The 19158-nt window shown below is 50.3% G+C and carries 15 protein-coding genes; 9 read left to right on the top strand and 6 right to left on the bottom strand.

The annotated features are described in order from the left end of the window. Positions 1-5: 5 nt before the first annotated feature. The 5 genes from ACW9JV_RS03040 (at position 6) to ACW9JV_RS03060 (ending at position 4163) form a co-directional block, all read left to right on the top strand. Complete coding sequence (locus ACW9JV_RS03040; RefSeq protein ID WP_457331228.1) at positions 6-1055, top strand: Ldh family oxidoreductase; 1050 nt, start codon at positions 6-8, stop codon at positions 1053-1055. Positions 1056-1068: 13 nt separating this feature from the next. Then, positions 1069-1992 (top strand): hydroxyacid dehydrogenase, encoded by a 924-nt coding sequence (locus ACW9JV_RS03045; RefSeq protein WP_457331230.1) that lies wholly within the window; start codon positions 1069-1071, stop codon positions 1990-1992. A 288-nt stretch (positions 1993-2280) separates the two neighbouring features. Beyond that, on the top strand, positions 2281-3177 hold the full coding sequence (locus ACW9JV_RS03050) for a LysR family transcriptional regulator (RefSeq protein ID WP_457331232.1): 897 nt from the start codon (positions 2281-2283) through the stop codon (positions 3175-3177). Between the two features lie 102 nt (positions 3178-3279). Further along, positions 3280-3816, top strand: coding sequence for an acyl-CoA thioesterase (locus ACW9JV_RS03055; protein ID WP_457331234.1), 537 nt, complete (start codon positions 3280-3282; stop codon positions 3814-3816). Continuing rightward, entirely contained in the window at positions 3813-4163 is a 351-nt protein-coding gene (locus tag ACW9JV_RS03060; protein ID WP_457331236.1) for a hypothetical protein, read from the top strand. The genes ACW9JV_RS03055 and ACW9JV_RS03060 overlap by 4 nt, the downstream gene beginning before the upstream one ends. Before the next feature lie 265 nt (positions 4164-4428). Here the strand turns inward: ACW9JV_RS03060 and ACW9JV_RS03065 are convergent, their stop codons facing one another. Beyond that, positions 4429-5880, bottom strand: coding sequence for an NADP-dependent glyceraldehyde-3-phosphate dehydrogenase (locus ACW9JV_RS03065; protein ID WP_457331238.1), 1452 nt, complete (start codon positions 5878-5880; stop codon positions 4429-4431). Between the two features lie 642 nt (positions 5881-6522). Between ACW9JV_RS03065 and gabT the strand changes: the two genes are divergently transcribed. Both gabT and ACW9JV_RS03075 read left to right on the top strand, forming a co-directional pair. Further along, positions 6523-7866 (top strand): 4-aminobutyrate--2-oxoglutarate transaminase, encoded by a 1344-nt coding sequence (gene gabT / locus ACW9JV_RS03070; RefSeq protein ID WP_457331240.1) that lies wholly within the window; start codon positions 6523-6525, stop codon positions 7864-7866. Between the two features lie 15 nt (positions 7867-7881). Further along, complete coding sequence (locus ACW9JV_RS03075) at positions 7882-9303, top strand: NAD-dependent succinate-semialdehyde dehydrogenase (protein WP_457331242.1); 1422 nt, start codon at positions 7882-7884, stop codon at positions 9301-9303. A gap of 378 nt (positions 9304-9681) precedes the next feature. On the opposite strand, the gene ACW9JV_RS03080 is transcribed toward ACW9JV_RS03075, so the two are convergent. The 4 genes from ACW9JV_RS03080 to ACW9JV_RS03095 all read right to left on the bottom strand — a co-directional run bounded on the left by ACW9JV_RS03080 (position 9682) and on the right by ACW9JV_RS03095 (position 15376). Then, on the bottom strand, positions 9682-11178 hold the full coding sequence (locus ACW9JV_RS03080) for an aldehyde dehydrogenase family protein (RefSeq protein WP_457331244.1): 1497 nt from the start codon (positions 11176-11178) through the stop codon (positions 9682-9684). 2 nt (positions 11179-11180) lie between these two features. Then, complete coding sequence (locus ACW9JV_RS03085; protein WP_457331246.1) at positions 11181-12554, bottom strand: aminotransferase family protein; 1374 nt, start codon at positions 12552-12554, stop codon at positions 11181-11183. Between the two features lie 8 nt (positions 12555-12562). Beyond that, positions 12563-13813, bottom strand: coding sequence for an allantoate amidohydrolase (locus ACW9JV_RS03090; RefSeq protein ID WP_457331248.1), 1251 nt, complete (start codon positions 13811-13813; stop codon positions 12563-12565). A gap of 162 nt (positions 13814-13975) precedes the next feature. After that, on the bottom strand, positions 13976-15376 hold the full coding sequence (locus tag ACW9JV_RS03095) for a sigma-54 interaction domain-containing protein (protein ID WP_457331250.1): 1401 nt from the start codon (positions 15374-15376) through the stop codon (positions 13976-13978). A 254-nt stretch (positions 15377-15630) separates the two neighbouring features. Between ACW9JV_RS03095 and aguA the strand changes: the two genes are divergently transcribed. After that, positions 15631-16716, top strand: a complete 1086-nt coding sequence (aguA, locus tag ACW9JV_RS03100; RefSeq protein WP_457331252.1) for an agmatine deiminase — start codon at positions 15631-15633, stop codon at positions 16714-16716. Positions 16717-16793: 77 nt separating this feature from the next. Then, positions 16794-18134 carry an APC family permease gene (locus ACW9JV_RS03105; RefSeq protein WP_457331254.1) on the top strand — a complete coding sequence of 447 codons (1341 nt, stop codon included), beginning with the start codon at positions 16794-16796 and terminating at the stop codon, positions 18132-18134. 294 nt (positions 18135-18428) lie between these two features. Here ACW9JV_RS03105 and ACW9JV_RS03110 read toward each other — a convergent pair whose 3' ends face one another. Next, complete coding sequence (locus ACW9JV_RS03110) at positions 18429-18953, bottom strand: M20/M25/M40 family metallo-hydrolase (protein ID WP_457331256.1); 525 nt, start codon at positions 18951-18953, stop codon at positions 18429-18431. Between the last annotated feature and the right edge of the window lie 205 nt (positions 18954-19158).

The raw sequence follows: 19158 nt of genomic DNA on the forward strand, positions 1-19158 counted from the left end.
AGACAGTGAAAAAACGTTATGAGAGCAATGCGCTGCAGCAGTTCAGCTCCGAGCTTTTACAACAGACCGGAATGCCGGGGGATGAAGCGGAGATAACCGCTGAGTCTCTTGTCCGGGCGGATATGGAAGGCGCCCGGACGCATGGGGTGAATCGTCTTCTCATGTATGTGCCGCGGCTGGAAGAAAAACAGATTAACCCCAGGCCCGAGCCGGTGGTTGAAGAACAGGGCGCCGTGTTGAACGTCAATGGAGACAATGGTCTCGGGCAGGTGGTATCCAGTCATGCGCTGGAGCATGGTTTTTCGATCGCGAAACGGTACGGCACGGCGGCTGTATTTATTTACGGCAGCAATCATTTCGGCACAGCGGCGTATTACTGTCAGAAAGCCTTTGAACAGGATATGGCTTTAATCGCCGTGACGAATTCTCCTTCCGGCATCGCTCCCTGGGGAGGAAGCCGGGCGTATTTCGGTACCAACCCACTAGCATTTGGATTTCCGCACAGGAAGGGAGAGCCGATTATAATTGATATGTCTTCCAGTGTGGTGGCGCGCGGGAATATTCTGGTCGCCGAAAAAGAGGGGAAGGAGATTCCGGAAGACTGGGCTTTGGATCCAAACGGGGTTCCTACAACGGATGCGTCCGAAGCGATTGCGGGATCCCTGCTGCCAATGGGAGGAGCGAAAGGATACGCGATGGCACTGGCTGTAGAAATGATGGCCGGTGTATTGACAGGCGCTGCCTTCGGTCCTCATGTAAACAGTATTTTTCAGTCAGGGAATCCGCCTGCTGATGTGGGGCATGGTTTTATCCTGCTGAATATTCGTCACTGGATGGAGATGGAGCGGTACGAAGATAGAGTGGCGCAGATGCTGTCCGAAATCAAAAGCTCTCCACTGGCGGAAGGATTTGAGGAAATCCTGTATCCGGGAGAACGACGCGCCCGCTCGTATGAAAAGAGCAGGGCGGAAGGGATACCGCTGACAGAAAACATAGAAAGAGAATTGCAGCAGCTGGCATCAACATATGGGTTGTCCTTTCCGGACCCCTTGTAAAGGAGCAGATACGATGAAAGCCGTCATCACGGAACTGAACTGGCCGGTTGGGATAGAATTGTTACGGGAGCAGGGTTTTAACGTTATCTATCAACCGGAGTTGTGGAAAGACAGGGAAGCTCTTGTAAAGGAAACTGCGGATGCAGAGATCCTGATCGTGCGTAATCAGACGCAGGTGGATGAAGCCCTTCTTCAGCAGGTCCCGCATCTGCAGATAGTAGGCCGCCTCGGAGTAGGGTTGGACAATATTGATATGAAAGCGGCTGAACATGCCGGAGTCGAGGTGATTACTGCCAAAAATGCGAACGCTGCTTCTGTGGCCGAATATGTTATTTCGGCGATGTTTCATGTCACCCGCCCTCTTGCAGAAGCAGCCCAGGATGTGAAAGCTGGAAATTGGAACCGCAGAGGATTTACAAAAGGCGAACTGTACGGGAATACCCTCGGTCTGGTCGGCACCGGCGAGACCGGCATGCGTGCTGCAGACAGAGCGAAAGCCCTTGGGATGCATGTGATTGGATACGATCCATTTGTGAAAAAATATGATTATGCCGTGATGGAATCCGGCATCGATATTATGGAGCTGGACGCCGTTTTGCAGCAGGCGGATTTCATCAGTCTGCATGTTCCTTTGACCCCCGCCACCAAACATTTAATCAACCGGGAACGGATGAAGTACATGAAACCGGGGAGCTGGGTGATCAATTCTTCCAGAGGCGGCGTCATTGAAGAAAATGACTTGTATGACATGATTCAAACGGAAGAAATAGGAGGGGCGTTTCTGGATGTCGTGGAGAAAGAACCGGTCGATCCGGATCACCCGTTGTTAAAACTGGATAACTGCTTTATTACGCCGCATATCGCGGGATTGACAGAAGAGGCCCAATCCAGGACATCAAAAATGATAGCAGAAGAGATCATTCAACGATTTAAATGAAAAAGTTCGTTACATGCTGAAGCATCCGCTGCAGGCGCACCGTCGATGCATGAGGATCCTTTAGCAGGCCCCGCATGTAAACCTGCCTGTTTGGCATGTAAATGGCTCTGTTCGGCTTGTAACAGGCCCCGTTCGGCTGGTAAGCCTGCCTTGCCGGTGCTCACCCACTGTTGGTCCGGACCGATAAATACAGCGAACGCCCGCAATCGCAGCGAAACACTTTTTATACAACCTCTTTATTATAGTAAGATAAGGGCAGAACATAGGAGAAAAGCGGGGAGAACGAAAATGGATATCAAACAGCTGCAGTATTTTATTGAGATTAACCGTTTTAACAGTTTCAGCAGGGCGGCCGAGCATTTGTATGTTACGCAGCCGACTATCAGCAAAATGATTAAAAACCTGGAGAAGGAATTTAATGTTACGCTGTTTGACCGTTCCAAAAAACAGGTCGTCCTGACGGATGCCGGGAAAATTATTCTGGAGCAGGCCCAGGTGATTCATCAGGCGTTCAAAGACCTGGAAAGCCAGCTGGAAGACCTCTCCGGTTTAAAACAGGGGCATCTGCGCATCGGCCTGCCCCCGATGGTCGGATCGAGCTACTTTCCGATGATTATTGGGAAGTTCCGGGACATGTATCCGGCGGTTACGATTGAATTGATGGAGGACGGATCCAACAAAATTGCCGCGGACGTGGAAAACGGCAACCTCGATCTTGGTGTGGTTGTGGAACCGGTGAAAGAGGAGATCTTTTCTTCATTTTCGTTCGGAACGGAGCCGATTCAACTGGTGGCCGCTCCCGATCATCCGCTGGCCGGAAGGGAATCGATCCCTTTATCTGACTTAAAAAATGAGCACTTCATGCTGCTGAACAGTGATTTTGCGCTGCGGAACCGGATTGTGGAAGCCTGCCGCATGGAAGAATTTGATCCTTTCGTTGTGTTTGAAAGCTCGCAGTGGGATCTCCTTGGCAAAATGGCAGCGTCCAGGTTAGGCGTAACGCTGCTTCCGGAAAGTATCTGCAGGGAAGTGAAAGGGGATGTCTGTATCAGGGAGGTGGATCACGAGGCGATGTATTGGCGCCTTGCCATCATTTGGCGGAAAGACAGCTATCTCTCCCATGCTGCAGAGGAATGGATACGGTTCGCCGAAACCCATCTCACAAAGGATAGACCGATTTCATAGACAAACGTCATACCTCCCCATGGAAGGATTCCATTTTACGCATACCTCCTCCATCGTTATGATGAACAGGAAATGTTTCAGGATGGAAGGTGCATCAACAACATGGAGAAAAAACATCCAAAAGAAAGCAAAGTCGTCAACACAGATCAGGTGCTCTGCAGTGATTTAAATAATTACAATACCTTGTTCGGCGGTGTCTTGATGAAAAGACTGGATGGGTGTGCGGTGCTGTCGGCGCGGCGCCATTCGCGCGCCAGAGAGTGCGTCACCGCCTCGACCGATTCGATAGACTTTCTCAGCCCGATATACCAGTCAGATTCGGTGTGTGTGGAATCCTTTGTCTCCTATACCGGGAAAAGTTCCATGGAAATCTTCTGTAAGGTGATTGCCGAAGATATGATGTCGGGCGAGCGCCGCATCGCAACAACAGCCTTCATGACGTTTGTGGCCCTTGATGAAAATAAACAGCCGCTCCAAGTACCGGACATCGAACCGGAAACAGAGGAAGAAATCAAATTGTTTGAAACCGCGCCGGAACGGGAGGAAATCCGGAAGCTGAAACGGGAGAAAAGCAAAGAGCTGGCCGGGTCGATCAGCCTCCAGAAACCATGGGAAGAAAAGGAGGCAGCACATTCATGATTGCGTTATGCAGCCTGCAGGATCTTAAGGCCGCCGGCCGGCAGATGGAAGAGCTTCAGCACAGCTCGCCGGAATTGTTTGCGCATCTGCGTCACGTTGTTCATTTAACCAAGCAGATGGAATTCCGCTGCAGCTATCTTGGCCGCATCCTGCGGAACCAGGAAACAGACGGTGGCACAGAAATACATCCTTCGGTGCTCCGGCTTTATCACGGAGAAGTCCATGCATTGAAACGAAGAGAGGATGCTGCGCAGGTGACTCAGTGGTTCGAACAGTTCCATCACATTGACGACTGGTCTCTCTGCCAGCTCATTATCGGAGAACGTCCGGAGTCGTTAAAAATGTGATCAGGCAGGCAATGATGCACTACGTTCATTGCCTGCCTGAAGCGGAAAAGTAGTGTCTTTTACGCATCGTTTTGCGGACACTGGAACGCTGAAACAAGGAAGAAATGGTTTCCAACGGGCGGTGGGAGATACTGACTGGAGACGGCAGCGTTGCAGTTACCTCAAGCACGGTCCCTGTGGACATTAAAATTACCATTTCGGCATTTATTGTCCGCAGCAGCTCACCTATAAAAAAAGAGAGGGGGGGACCCTCTCTTTTTTACGTTTATCCGTTGAAGACTTTCACTTTTTCGCGGCTCAGGGAAAGCAGGCTGTATTTCACGCCCTGCACGCCCATGCCGGAGTTTTTCACGCCGAGGAACGGGAAATGGTCCGGACCGCGGGATGTTTTTCCGTTCAGCTGAACGCTTCCGACCTCCAGTTGATCGGCGATGCGGTGCGCAGCGTCAATGTCCTGGGTGAAGACGCTGGCCTGCAGGCCGTATTCAGAATCATTGGCGATTTCAACCGCTTCGTCTTCGTCTTTCACGCGGATGATCGGCAGTACAGGTCCGAACGGCTCTTCCCAGGCGATGCGGGATTCTGTCGTCACCTGATCGAGCAGCGTTGGGGAAAGCAGGCTGCCTTCTCTTTTATTGCCTGTCACGAGCTCAGCATCGTTGGCAAGGGCGTCGTCGATGAGCCCCTGCACGTAGTCGGCTCCTTTTTCATTGATAAGCGGTGTAATATCGGCATCATCTTCCGGCTGTCCGACGGAGAGGGCTTCCACTTTTTCTTTCAGTTTGGCCACTAGCTCGACGGCCGCCTCCTCTTTGACAAGCACTCGTTTAATCGCTGTGCAGCGTTGTCCGGAATAGGAAAACGCGCCTCCGGTAATTTCTTTTGCGGCTTTGTCCAGGTCGGCGTCTTCCAGCACGATGGCAGGGTCTTTGCCGCCGAGTTCGAGGACCATCGGCACCATGCCGGCTTTTTCGGCCATGGAAATGCCGGTGCCGGAACCGCCGGTGAAAGAAATCTGATCAATTCCTTTATGGGTGACGAGAACATCGCCGATTTCGGAACCGCGTCCAGTCGTAATATTGACAAGACCTTCCGGCAGACCAGCTTCTTCAAGCGCTTCGATCATCAAAATGCCGCTTAACGACCCCTGCGTCGCAGGCTTGAAGACGACGCCGTTGCCTGTCATGAGCGCCGGTGCGATTTTGGAAGCGGACAGGTTCAACGGATAGTTGAACGGTGCAATCGCGAGAACAACACCGAGTGGAACGCGGCTTACCTGAGCTGTCTTGCTTGCCGGTCCGCCGTTGTAGCTGTCTCCTGTGAGAAGTTCACCGTTCAGACGGACGCCTTCTTCGGCGGTGTGGCGGATAAAATCTGCCGTGCGGACGACTTCATCGACAGCGGAAGATTTTTTCTTGGCGACTTCCTGCATGATCGTGGTACCGATCGCTTCTTTATTTTCTTCGAGCTTGTCCGCCCAGCGGTACAGCAGCTCTTTTCTTTCGTGCAGCGGCGTTTTCTGCCACTCTTTCTGCGCCTTGCCGGATGCTTCGACGGCTTCATCGACTTCGCTTTCAGTCAATGCCGGCACACTTCCGATCTCGTCGCCGCTGGACGGAGACGTGAGGGTGATCCGGTTTCCTTGTTCATTCTCTCTCCATTCTCCATTTAAGAGAACGTTTTTCTGACGAAAAGTTTCGACACCAGTGGTTGTCATCAAAAAACCTCCTCTTTGTTTTCTCTGTATTAATGATTCATAACAACCTGTATCAATGAAAGGTTCATTATACTGTAACAAACCTGAACCAATATGTTAATTATTCAGCTTAAACGCGTTAAAGTATTGATATGAAAGGAATGAAAGCGCTGTACAAAAGATTCTCAGAAATCTTTTTTTTCAAAAAAATCAAAATCAATATATAAGTACTGGGTATAAATATCTAAAATTAAATTAAATTGAACCTGTTTTTCTTCGGAGAAATAGTTCTTTCCTTTTTCTACACTTTGGGATTTTCAATAATTGTAAATGAGGGGAAAGTAACTGCGAAAATACTGCAGAAACAGTATGTGATCATTTATTGTTGGAAATGAAAGTAATGGGAGCTGTTTATTGAAAAACAGGCCGTCTTATATAACAGAACAGTATAAAATAGTATAACAGAATGTCACTAAATGTTATGACAAATAGTGAGTAAATGAGAAAACTGATATGGATTCAATATAGACTCCATTGAACCATAACTGAATCAATTGAAACGCTCTTCGTAGCCTGAAGGTCGTTGTTGGCATGAAAAGAACATTGGCATAGTTTTTGCATCTTTTTGCATCTTGTAATAGTAAATATAAAGAATGAGGAGAGATGAAAATGACATTTGCTCACGTACAATCGAGTCTTCCCGGCAAAAAGGCAGAAGAACTGCTCGAAAGACGTCACGCTGTTATTCCGGATGGTGTCGGCTACGGGACGCCAAGCTTTGTTGAGAGAGCAGAAGGAGCTGTAGTAGAAGATGTGGACGGCAACCGGTTTATTGATTTTGCCGGCGCCATCGGGACGATCAATGTGGGACACAGTCATCCAAAAGTGGCAGAGGCGGTGAAGAATCAGGCTGATGATTTTATTCATACCGGTTTTAATGTCATGATGTATGAATCGTATGTCAGATTGGCGGAACGGTTATGTGAACTTGCCCCCGGCAGGCACTCGAAAAAAGCCATGTTTCTGAACAGCGGTGCCGAAGCGGTGGAAAATGCGGTGAAAGTGGCCCGTAAATACACGAAGCGCCCGGCTGTTGTTACGTTTTCCCGCAGTTTTCACGGACGGACACTGATGACCATGTCCATGACCGCGAAGGTGAAACCCTATAAATATGAATTCGGACCTTTCGCCCCGGAAGTCTACAGGGCGCCGTATCCTTACTTCTACCGGAAGCCGGATTCGATGTCCGAGCAGGAGTACAGCGAAGAAACGCTGGAAAATGTCAAAAGGGTCATTGAACAGGAAATTTCCCCGGACCGTGTGGCAGCGGTTGTCATGGAGCCGGTACAGGGAGAAGGCGGTTTTGTCGTTCCGGACCAAACGTTTGTGCAGGGGATGAAGGAATTCTGCGAGGAACATGGTATCATGTTTACAGCAGATGAAATTCAGACCGGTTTTACCCGGACCGGCGATTATTTTGCGATGAATCATTTTGGCGTGGTTCCGGATCTTATTACGGTTTCAAAATCGATGGCAGGCGGTGTGCCGATCAGCGGGCTCATCGGCCGGGCCGAGGTGATGGATGCGGCGTCACCGGGTGAACTCGGGGGTACCTACAGCGGCAGCCCGCTCGGGTGCGCGGCGGCGCTTGCGGTGCTTGATGTTATTGAAGAAGAAAATCTGAATAAACGCGCTGTTGCGATCGGAAAAACGGTTATGACGCAGTTCCGGGAGTGGCAGTCGGAGTATTCCTGCATCGGGGATGTCCGCGGCCTCGGCGCGATGTGTGCGATGGAGCTCGTGCAGGATAGAGAAAGCAAAACACCGGACAAAGCGTTAACAGGAAAGGTTATTAAGGAAGCTCAGAAGCGTGGGCTGCTTGTTCTGGGAGCAGGAAATTACGGCAATGTCATCCGGATGCTGATGCCGATTGTCATCACCGATGAACAGCTGCAGAAAGGAATGGATCTGCTGAAAGACGCGCTGCAGGCAGCGGTTGAGTCATAAAAACAGGAGGACGACATGAAAAATTTACTATATATTAATGGAACATGGACTGGCGCGAAGCTGGAAAAGATGGATGTATCCAATCCTTCCACGGGAGATACGGTGGCCGCCGTGCCGTACGCCGGCAGCGAGGAAGCGGAAGCCGCCGTCGATGCGGCGGCCGACGCGTTCCCGGCTTGGGCGGCGAGAACGGCCGGGGACCGGGCGGCACTGCTTGAGCGCTGGCACGATCTGATTGAAGCCAACCGGGAAGCCATGGCGGCCCTGATGACAAGCGAACAAGGTAAACCGTACAAGGAAGCCTACGGGGAAATCGGCTACGCCAACAGCTTTATCGCCTGGTACGCCGAAGAAGCGAAACGCGTGTACGGCGATACAATTCCGGCTTCCGCTCCGGACAAGCGGATTGTCGTGCAGAAGCAGCCGGTCGGTGTGACGGCGGTCATTACACCGTGGAACTTTCCGGCGGCGATGATCACCCGCAAAGTCGGGCCGGCCCTGGCCGCGGGATGCACCGTTGTAATCAAGCCGGCGGAAGAGACACCGCTGACGGCGCTGATGCTGGCGCAGCTGGCGGAAGAGGCCGGCATTCCGGAAGGGGTGGTTAATGTGATCACCGGAGACGCGCCCGCCATCGGCCGGACCTGGCTTGAGGACAAGCGGGTCCGCAAGCTTACCTTCACCGGATCCACCCCGGTCGGCAAGACGCTGATGGAAGGATCGGCACAGACGATGAAGAAAGTATCGCTTGAGCTCGGCGGTCATGCGCCTTTTATCGTCATGGATGATGCGGACCTGGACGCAGCGGTCGAAGGAGCGATCCAGTCGAAGTTCCGCAACGCCGGCCAAACGTGCGTATGCGCCAACCGGATCTACGTGCAGGAAGGCATTGCTGACGCATTTGAAGAAAAATTCACTGCCGCGGTGCAGGAGCTGCAGACCGGCGACGGGTTTGAGACCGGGGTCGACGTCGGTCCGCTCATTAACGAAGCAGCGATGGAAAAAGTCGAAGCCCATGTCGCCGATGCGAAAGAAAAAGGAGCCCGGATCTTAAGCGGCGGCACCCGGGTGGAAGGAAAGGACGGCTTTTATGAGCCGACTGTGATCGCCGGTGCGGAAGAAACCATGCGCTGCATGGAGGAGGAAACCTTCGGCCCGGTAGCACCGATCGCCGTCTTCCGTGAGGAAGACGAAGCAGTGCGGCGGGCCAATGACACCGACTTCGGCCTGGCAGCCTATGCCTTCACGCGGGATTTATCCCGTGCCATGCGCTTGAGCGAAACGCTCGAATACGGCATCGTCGGCATCAACGACGGTCTCCCGTCTGTGCCGCAAGCCCCGTTCGGCGGCATGAAAGAAAGCGGCCTCGGCCGCGAAGGCGGGTATTACGGCATCGAAGAGTTTCTGGAAGTGAAGTATACCTCGTTTAAAATATAATAAGTCAATAAAAACCCGGACGATGGGCTACCATGCGTCCGGGTTTTTCGTATTGCAGCAGTTATTGGGGATTGGAGACACTGGAGGCGCGCACGAAGCCTTTCGTATCCTCAAGCGATGTTCTGGAGGATACTGAGATTCTTTTATGGATGGTTAATGGTTCCAACCATGCTTTCGAAACCATTATGCCCCGGCTTTAACGCCGTAGTGTCCCCGAGACGATGTCATAAGGACACTATTCTTCTATTTCAGGCTGCTCCCAGGTGCAACCCGCAAAGCGTCTGTTTCGTTTATCCAAAAAGAATGCTGAAAAAACCGCTCCCGACCATCTTTGCCGATAGTCGGGAGCGGTTGAACGACCTGGGGATTTTTTACGGATTATTCCAGTTCGTCATCGTCTTCTATATGGACCCACACACTTTTCACTTCCGTATAATTTTCCATCGCATAGGACCCCATTTCCCTTCCAAATCCGGAAGCCTTAAAGCCTCCATAAGGAGTGGTGGGATCCGTCAGGTTGTAACTGTTCACCCATACCGTACCTGCCTTCAGCCGGTGTGCCAGTTTGTGGGCGAGCCTTACGTTTTCTGTCCACAATCCCGCAGCCAGGCCGTACGGAGTTGCGTTGGCGCGGTCTATAACTTCCTTCAGGGAATCGTAGGGAAGCACGGTCACGACGGGGCCGAAAATTTCTTCCTGGACAATCTTCATGTCATCACGTACGTCGGTGAAGATCGTAGGTTTCATAAAATAACCTTCCCCATCGATCGGTCCGCCGCACAATTTGGAGGCACCTTCGTCCAGTCCGGTTTCGATGTAGGAAGAGACCTTTTCGAACTGATCCCGGGATACGAGCGGGCCGATCTTGTTGTTTCGATCCAGTCCGCTTCCGATAGAAACAGTCTCTGCGAATTCGACCATTTTTTCAACAATCTCGTCGTATTTTTCTCTCGGAACGAATACTCTGGAACCGGCGCAGCAAACTTCTCCTTTGTTGGCCATTGCGCCGTAAAACACGCCGGGGACGGCTTTTTCCAGATCAGCGTCAGGAAGAATGATGTTGGGAGATTTGCCGCCGAGTTCCAGTGTCACTCTTTTAAATGTATCGGCGGCGGTTTTCATAATATGACGCCCGGTATTGGTGGAGCCGGTGAAAGCAATTTTATCGACATCTTTATGTTCAATCAGAACCTGACCTGCTGTGCTTCCAAGTCCGGGGGTAATATTGACGACGCCTTCAGGGAAGCCGGCTTCCTTTATTAAAGAAGCGAGGTACAGGCTGGACAGCGGTGTCTGTTCCGCTGGTTTTAAAACGACAGTACAGCCTGCGGCGAGCGCCGGGGCTATTTTCCAGCACGCCATCATCAACGGGAAGTTCCAGGGGATGATCTGGCCGGCGACGCCTACTGGTTCATGTCTTGTATAATTAAAGAAATCCTCGGACATCGGAATCGTCTGACCGGTCCATTTTGTTGTCCAGCCCGCGAAGTACCGGAAATGTTCGATGGCATTGGGCAGGTCATTTCCGTACATTTCATCAAGCGGTTTGCCGTTATCAAGCGTGTCGATCTGAGCCAGAATGTCCTGATCCCGCTCCATCAGGTCTGCCAGCCGGTTCATCAGAACGGCCCGTTCGGAAGACCGGAGTTTTCTCCACGGGCCGTGATCAAAAGCATTCCGGGCAGCCTGCACTGCCTGATCGATATCTTTTTGGCCGGCCAGGTGCGCCTCCGTCACCTTTGATTCCGTTGCAGGATTAATAACATCTATTTTCTGATCGTGTTCGCTGTTCTTAAATGCGCCATTGATAAATAAACGCTGTTCCTCTGAGAGAAACTGCTTCACTTCAGGGAGAAGGGAGGCTTCCTGTGTCATGGTCACACCTCCTCCGCCGTCCGCCATACTGTTGTCATTTCTGTTAAACACTCGTCGATGGTTTCTATTAATTCTTCAATTTCTTCTTCTGTTGAAATGAGCGGCGGGGCGATCGCGACAATATCCATGCCGTCCTCGAAGTCAAACGGCCGCACAATAAGATTTTTCTCCAAACACTTTTCCACAAGTGTGGCAGATGCTTGAGTATCGTTGGCGAAAGGAATGCCGTTTTCCGGATCTTTCATCAAGTCGAAACCGGCGAGAAGACCGATGGCACGGATGTTGGTGAAGTACGTGTGTTTTTCTTCGAGACGCCGTAACCCGGCCATTAACACCTGTTCCATCTCGGCCGTATGCTGGACAACGTTATCGCGTTCGATAATTTCCAGGTTTTTTAATCCGACAGCGCATGCGCTGGGGTGGCCGCTGTAGGTGAAACCATGCGCCAGCAGATCTTCGTAACCGTCAAACTGCTGCTTGATATGGTCGCGCATCAACACACCACCCAGCGGGAAATAGCCGCTGGTTACTCCTTTGGCAAAGCAGAGCATATCCGGCACAACGTTCCAATGATTAACGCCGAACATTTTCCCGGTACGGCCGAACCCGCAGATGACTTCGTCTGCGATCATGAGAACATGTTTTTCGTTACACAATTCCCGAACGGCCTGCAGGTACTCATCCGGAGGCAGATGGACCCCGCCGGCTCCCTGAACCGGCTCAACGATGACGGCGGCCACCCGGTTACTGCCGAGGGAATCAATCATATGGCGGATGCTGTATTCATAGTCCGGATGCTGATTGTCCGCTTTTTCGCACTCTGTTAAATGGGCTTTCGCATTATAAATGTTGGGATCCCCGGATCCTGAGAAGTTGCGGAAAGCGTCAATGCCGGTCGCCCGCTGTGCGGCTACAGTCACTCCATGGTAGCCCCGTACGAGGGAAATAATGATGTTTTTCTCCTCGTATCCTTGCAGCTGCCAGTAAAAACGGGACAGCTTAAAGGCGGAATCGTTGGATTCGGAGCCCCCGGACGTAAAGAAAACATTATTCAAATCACCGGGAGCAAGTTCTCCCAGTTTGTCCGCCAGTTGAATGGCAGGTTTGTTGCTGAAGCCGTAGAACTGGGAACCGTAAGCGAACTCTTCCATCTGGGAAGAGGCGGCCTGGGCCAGCTCTTTGTTTCCGTGTCCGAGGTTGACATTCCAGAGCATGGAAACGCCGTCCATGTATGTTGTGCCTTCGACATCAGTAACACGCACACCGTTTCCTTCTGAAAAAATAAGTCTCGGCCCGTGCTTGGCATTAACTGCTGGAACGGTGGTTGGATGAAGGATATGTTTCCGGTCTGTGTCTTTCCATTTTTGAATACTCATTATTGATTTCACTCCTTGTTATGATAATGGTTATCCAGTTTCAGTACAGAATGAAGCAGAACATGAGCGCCCTCTAAGATGTGTTCTTCATGCGTTAGCTCCGCTTCATTATGACTGATGCCGTTCTGGCTTGGTATGAAAATCATCCCGGCTTCTCCGATGGTCCGCATGTATTTTGCGTCGTGTCCCGGTCCGCTGAATAATTTCATCGACGGGATGGAAGCCTCGGAGGCGGACGATTCCAAAGCATGCTGGATGGAGCCGCTGAAATAGATGGCGTCGCTGTTCCATAGATGATGCATGGTCACTTCCGTATCGTAATGGAGTGCGATGGTGCTTAATTTCTCTTTCAGACGCTGGATGGCATGGTGCCGTGTATGATCATTTTCATGCCTGATATCAATGGAAAATTCAACGGTTCCCGGAATGACATTTGCGGAGTTTGGCTCTACGTTCAGTTTCCCGACCGTGGTTTTTAATCCGGGAATCTCTTCGGTGATATCATGAACAGCTGTGATCATACCGGAGGCCGATACAAGCGCATCTTTCCGGTGATCCATCGGCGTGGGTCCGGCGTGGTTGGATTGTCCGGTTACATTTACTTTCAGCCAGGTCATCCCCTGGATTCCTTCCACAATGCCGACAGGGATGTTTTTCTCCGCCAAAACCGGCCCCTGTTCAATGTGCAGTTCCAGAAAAGCAGTTATCTCTTTTAAGGCTGCAGCTTCCTCTCCGAGATAATCAATAGACTCCAGTGCTTCGCGGAATGTTATGCCGCGGTCATCCTGGATGTTGTAAATAAACTCCTTGGTGAGATTTCCTGTCAAACCGCCGGATCCAAGCATGGGAGGGGCAAAGCGTGCTCCTTCTTCATTTGTAAAATTAACAATAGTAACAGGATGCGTCGTTTCTATATTGTGATCATTGAACGTTTCGATGATTTCAAGACCTATTAACACCCCTAGCACTCCGTCAAACCGTCCGCCTGAAGCCTGGGAATCCAGATGGGAACCGATGACGATCGGAGGCAGGTCGTTACGGGTGCCCTTCCGGGTGCCGAACATGTTTCCGAAGTCATCGATGGCAGCAGTAAGGCCGGCTTCCTCGAACCAGTGCAGTAATAAATCTCTGACTTCCTTATCCTCAGGTGACAAGGCGAGACGGTGAAGCCCGTCATGTTGTGTCCTGCCGATTTGTGAACTCTCCTCAAACTTTGCCCGCAATCTCTCTTTTTGTATGGACAACGCAGAAGTTGGCATAGCATCTCCTCCTCTATTTTTCTATATATGCAAATTGCATGCCAAGTAAAAGAAAGGATAGATGGAGGGATGATATAAAAACGATAAGGTTTCACCGAGTTGATATCGAATCATTGGATTGATAACGATTCAATAAGCTGAGCCGGTCCTGGTTGGACCGGCTCAGCCTATCGTAAGATTATATTTTTTCACTCTCCGCATGTAGGCGGACTGGGTCATGCCGATCGCAGCTGCCGCTTTTCTCGTGGAACCATATTCATGCAGCGCCTCAAGCATGACGTTCTTTTCAATTTCTTCAAGATAGGCCGGGAGGGAGAAAGGGGTATCGTAAGAAAAGCTGACAGGCGCCCGCGTTACAGCGGGAGACAGCTTTTCGGGAAGGTCTTCAGCCAGAATGATGTCGGATTTTGCCGTGATAACAAGCCGCTCCATCATATTTTCGAGTTCGCGCACATTGCCGGGCCAATCATACTCCTGAAGGATATCCATGACTTCATTGGAAACGACGCAGTTACGATTATATTTTTCGTTATAATGGTCGACGTAATGATAGACGAAGGATTGTATATCCTCGTGGCGCTCTCTTAACGGCGGAACACGGATGGACAGCACATTCAGCCGGTAGTAGAGGTCTTCGCGGAACTCCTTGTCCGCCACCATCTGCTGCAGGTCGCTGTTCGTGGCGGTAATAATGCGGACATCGGCTTCTTTAGGTTTCGTGCCTCCGACGGGCATGTATGTTTTGTCCTGGAGCAGCTGAAGGAGCTTGGGCTGAAGATTGAAAGGGAGATCGCCTATCTCATCGAGAAACAGCGTTCCGCCATCGGCTTCCTCTACAATCCCCGGTTTGCCCTTTTGATCAGCCCCGGTAAAAGCTCCTTTTTTATAACCGAACAGTTCCGATTCAAGAAGAGAAGCGGGAATAGCCGAACAATTCAGGGAAATGAACGGCTTGCCGGTACGGGTGCTTTTGTTATGGATGCTTTTAGCGACAAGACTTTTACCGACTCCGGTTTCCCCCTGAATAAGAAGAGTCGCGTCTACCTTGGCGACCCGTTCCATTAAATCCAGTACTTCCTGATGCTTTTTTCCGTTTCCTATCAGCTGCCGGTCTGTATCGTCATGATCGAAAGACTGTTTTTTTGCACGGCGCAGTTCTTCAACGTAATGCTTGATCACGGCTTCGGCTTTCTCCAGCTTCAGGGAAGAGCGGACGGTTTCTGTAATATCTTTGACGTGAACGAGAATATAGTTCATATCCTCGTCTTCCGTTTTGATAAGATATCCGGTGGCCAGCAGCTGTCTGTTCAGTGATGTCTGGACTTTGCTGATGGTTTCCTGATGATGAAGGACAAGGTTTGTGACAGAAGGGGTGAACATCCCTTCGTTTTCGAGTTCTGTAACGTGCCGGCCGATAACATCATCGGCTCCGCTGCCGATCTGCCGTGTGCTGGTATGATTAAGCCACAAAGCACGACCGTGATAATCGGCGATAAAAATACCGTCATCCAGGGCGTTGAACATTTGTTGAAAATGAGGATCTAAATAAAATGGGTGTTTCACAACCCCAGCCTCCTTGATGAGAAATAAATATCAAATCCATGATGCGGCGCGTTCGATTTGTGCGAGAATTATAACGTATTTACGGAAGAAAAAAAATATAAACCTTGAATCGAATCGATTTCGATTTTTGATGTGATATCGATTCGATTATAGGAAAATTCTATTTTATGACACTGGATATACCCGGAGTCAATCGTTTGGCATAGATGTTGCATAACGGTAGGGTGGTTATTAATAAATGGAGGGAATGAGTCATGAAAAAGAGTGATACTGCGGCCGGAGAGTATTGGATGCCGGCTGAGTTTGAACCTCATGAAGGCACATGGCTGTTGTGGCCGTGGCGGACGGATACGTGGCGGGCCGGCGCGAAACCGGCGCAGCTTGTTTTTAAGAATGTGGCAGAAGCGGTTGCAGCCTATGAACCGGTGACAGTATGTGTGCCCCGGGAGCAGTACGAACATGCGCGTGCATTGCTGTCTGAAGATGTCCGTGTGGTGGAGATGTCCTCCAATGATGCCTGGATGAGGGACATCGGTCCGATTTTTGTGAAAAAGGAAGACGGAGAAAAACGCGGTGTAGATTTTGGCTTTAATGCCTGGGGCGGACTGAACGGGGGATTGTATTTCCCGTGGGATCAGGATGAGCTGGTTCCCCGTAAAGTGCTGGATCTGGAGAGAATCAAACGGCATGATTCCCGGGACCTGGTACTGGAAGGCGGATCAGTTGCCGTCGACGGGGAAGGCACGCTGATCACCACAAAAGAATGCCTGCTGCATCCGAACCGGAATCCAGACTGGACGATGGGAGAAATCGAGGAGCGCCTCAAGGAAACATTGGGAGTGACAAAGGTAATATGGCTGGACAACGGCCTGGTCGGAGATGAAACGGACGGCCATGTTGATGAAGTCCTTTGTTACGCAGGTCCCGGAGAAGTGATATTGAGCTGGACGGATGATCCGGAAGATCCGCAGTACGATGTGCTGCATCAATGCAGGGAGACTCTGGAGAATGAAGTGGATGCACAGGGCCGGACATTTACGATTCACCATGTTCCGATGCCGGAACAACCGTATTTGACAGAAGAGGAAACCTTACAGATCGACCAGACCGACGACAGTTATGAACGCTTGGCGGAGGAGCCTTGTATTGCGTCCTATGTAAACTGTTACTTGTGTAACGGGGCGGTTGTAGTACCGGCTTTTCATGATTCGATGGATGAGAAAGCCGTTCAGTTATTTACCGGCATCTTTCCAGACAGAGCTGTTGTTCCTGTTTATACGAGAGAACTATCGCTCGCCGGCGGCAATATCCACTGTATCACACAACAGCAGCCGAAATAATGAAGGGAAATCTGCCGTGCAGACTTTCCCTCCTGATCGTCTAAATTTTTTAAATTTATGGAAAAAGGGTGATGGAAATGGAACAGCAAGGTGATTTACAGAGACAGCTGAAATTAATACATGTTGTTGTGCTTGGACTGGCTTTTATGTCTCCATTCGCGGTTTTTGACACATTCGGCATCGTATCCCAGGCCACTTCCGGACATGTCCCTACCGCTTATATTATTGTATTTACAGCCATTCTCTTTACAGCACTCAGTTACGGAAAAATGGTGAAAATCTATCCAGTATCAGGATCGGTCTATACGTATACACAGAATGTTATCAATAAGAATCTGGGCTTTATTGTCGGCTGGATTACGTTTATGGCTTACCTGGCACTGCCGATGATTAATGCGCTGCTGGCGCAGATCTATTTGACGGCGGGCATTCCAGGTGTACCTGGTTGGGTCTGGATTACGGCACTGCTTGTTGTCATTTCAATCTTTAATATTATCGGAGTGAAAATCGCAACGTCCGCCAACTTAATCATGGTTGTGTTTCAGTTTCTTGTCGGCATCACGTTTATTATTTTAACGATGATATCCATCCGCGCGGAACGCCCGGAGAGATTCTTTTCCGTCGACGCTTTAATCTCCGCGGATCTCGGCATTAACTCGCTGTTTGCCGGAGCGGCTCTTCTGGCTCTCGCCTTCATCGGCTTTGACGCCATCACGACACTTTCTGAAGAAACGGTAAACCCTAAAAAAACGATTCCGAAAGGCATATTGTTGGTAGCAGGGATCGGGGGCGTCTTCTTTTTTACGGTCACGTATTTCATGCAGTCGCTGTTTCCGGATGTCAGCGTGTTTAATGATATTGCGGGGGCTTCACCGGAAATCGCCCGGATGATAGGAGGCAATCTGTTTCTCTCCTTTTTTACAGCCGGTGCCTTGGTTTCGGTGATGGCATCCGGCCTTGCCGCCCAGACAAGCGCGTCGCGTCTCTTATATGCGATGGGCCGGGACAACATTCTTCCGAAAAAATTCTTTGGATATGTTCACCCCAAAACAAACACCCCTGTGTTTAACATTCTGCTGATCGGGGTGCTCGGGTTAGCTTCCATCTTTATGTCTCTCTCCATGGCAACATCTTTAATCAATTTTGGTGCCTTTACAGCGTTTTCCGCGGTGAATATCTGTGTCATGGTAAACTTCTTCCGAAATGATTATGAGCGGACCTTTCGTTCCGTATGCAATCATGTCATCGCACCGTCGATCGGACTCTTGTTTGTGCTTTACTTATGGATCAGCCTGAATGTTGTTTCTATTCTGCTGGGAGCAGGGTGGACAGTACTCGGGGTTGTCTATCTGATTTATGTAACCGGAGGATTCAAGCAGGAACCGCCTCAGGTGAATTTTGATGAGTTGGAAGGGTAGCCTGGCTGGTGGTGAATTTCTGTATCTCGTTTAAGATATAAAATATGGGTAATAAAACCCGGACGATGGGCTGCCATGCGTCCGGGTTTTTCGTATTGCAGCAGTTATTGGGGGTTGGAGACACTGGAGGCGCGCACGAAGATGTTCTGGAGGTGGATGGTTAGTGGTTTCAACCATGCTTTCGAAACCATTATGGCCCGGCTTTAACGCCGTAGTGTCCCCGAGACGATGCCATGAGGACACTATTCCACTATTTTCGGCTGTTAATGGGAAAAGTCCCGGAATGAAAGTGAATTATTTGTTTCCATATTGAGCAGCCCAGTTGTAAATGATATCAACGGCAGGGCCGATATCTTCCCAGCGGGAGAGCTCCTCTTTATTATGGCTTTTCCCATTGATGCTGGGGACAAATACCATAACGGCGGGGGCGAGCTGATTCATATGCATCGCATCGTGCCCGGCACCGCTTGTGACTGTCTGATAAGCATATTCATTATGTTGGCAGATCTGTTCCAGCTCTTTGACAAATGGTTGATGAAAAGACACAGGCGCCATGTAAGATAATGCTTCATGCTCCCATGAACATCCTTCTGATGTCATAACGTCATTTATCCGTGTCAGGCATTTTTCCTGACGCTGCTGCAGGACATTATCATCCGGATGACGGATATCGAGGGAAAATCGTGTTTCACCGGGGATGACATTGATCGTATCCGGTAACGTCTGAATCTTTCCAAAGGTGACGAGTGTGCGGTCGTTAATGTCACGGACCCAATCGTAAACAGCGAGCATGGCGCGCATGGCGGCGATTCCGAGCACTGGGGATTACCCAATCTTCCTTTATGCGCCGGTGGAAAAAATACAGAGAACTCAGTCAGGGAGACAGCGTGTAAGTTGTGGGCGGGTTTACTTGGAAGGAGCAAGTGCTAAATCACAATCTAATTCACAGGATTTCACAACCTGAAACACGGTATATTTCAATGAAAAAGGCATGGATAAAAACTCTCTATGCTTTTTGTTGTTT

The organism is Salibacterium sp. K-3, assembly GCF_054052005.1.

Coding starts and splice junctions, on each gene's coding strand:
- ACW9JV_RS03085 (WP_457331246.1), bottom strand. CDS start 12,554: ATGAGTATTCAAAAATGGAAAGACACAGACCGGAAACATATCCTTCAT.
- ACW9JV_RS03050 (WP_457331232.1), top strand. CDS start 2,281: ATGGATATCAAACAGCTGCAGTATTTTATTGAGATTAACCGTTTTAAC.
- ACW9JV_RS03055 (WP_457331234.1), top strand. CDS start 3,280: ATGGAGAAAAAACATCCAAAAGAAAGCAAAGTCGTCAACACAGATCAG.
- ACW9JV_RS03065 (WP_457331238.1), bottom strand. CDS start 5,880: ATGACAACCACTGGTGTCGAAACTTTTCGTCAGAAAAACGTTCTCTTA.
- ACW9JV_RS03075 (WP_457331242.1), top strand. CDS start 7,882: ATGAAAAATTTACTATATATTAATGGAACATGGACTGGCGCGAAGCTG.
- ACW9JV_RS03105 (WP_457331254.1), top strand. CDS start 16,794: ATGGAACAGCAAGGTGATTTACAGAGACAGCTGAAATTAATACATGTT.
- gabT (WP_457331240.1), top strand. CDS start 6,523: ATGAAAATGACATTTGCTCACGTACAATCGAGTCTTCCCGGCAAAAAG.
- ACW9JV_RS03060 (WP_457331236.1), top strand. CDS start 3,813: ATGATTGCGTTATGCAGCCTGCAGGATCTTAAGGCCGCCGGCCGGCAG.
- ACW9JV_RS03045 (WP_457331230.1), top strand. CDS start 1,069: ATGAAAGCCGTCATCACGGAACTGAACTGGCCGGTTGGGATAGAATTG.
- ACW9JV_RS03080 (WP_457331244.1), bottom strand. CDS start 11,178: ATGACACAGGAAGCCTCCCTTCTCCCTGAAGTGAAGCAGTTTCTCTCA.
- ACW9JV_RS03090 (WP_457331248.1), bottom strand. CDS start 13,813: ATGCCAACTTCTGCGTTGTCCATACAAAAAGAGAGATTGCGGGCAAAG.
- aguA (WP_457331252.1), top strand. CDS start 15,631: ATGAAAAAGAGTGATACTGCGGCCGGAGAGTATTGGATGCCGGCTGAG.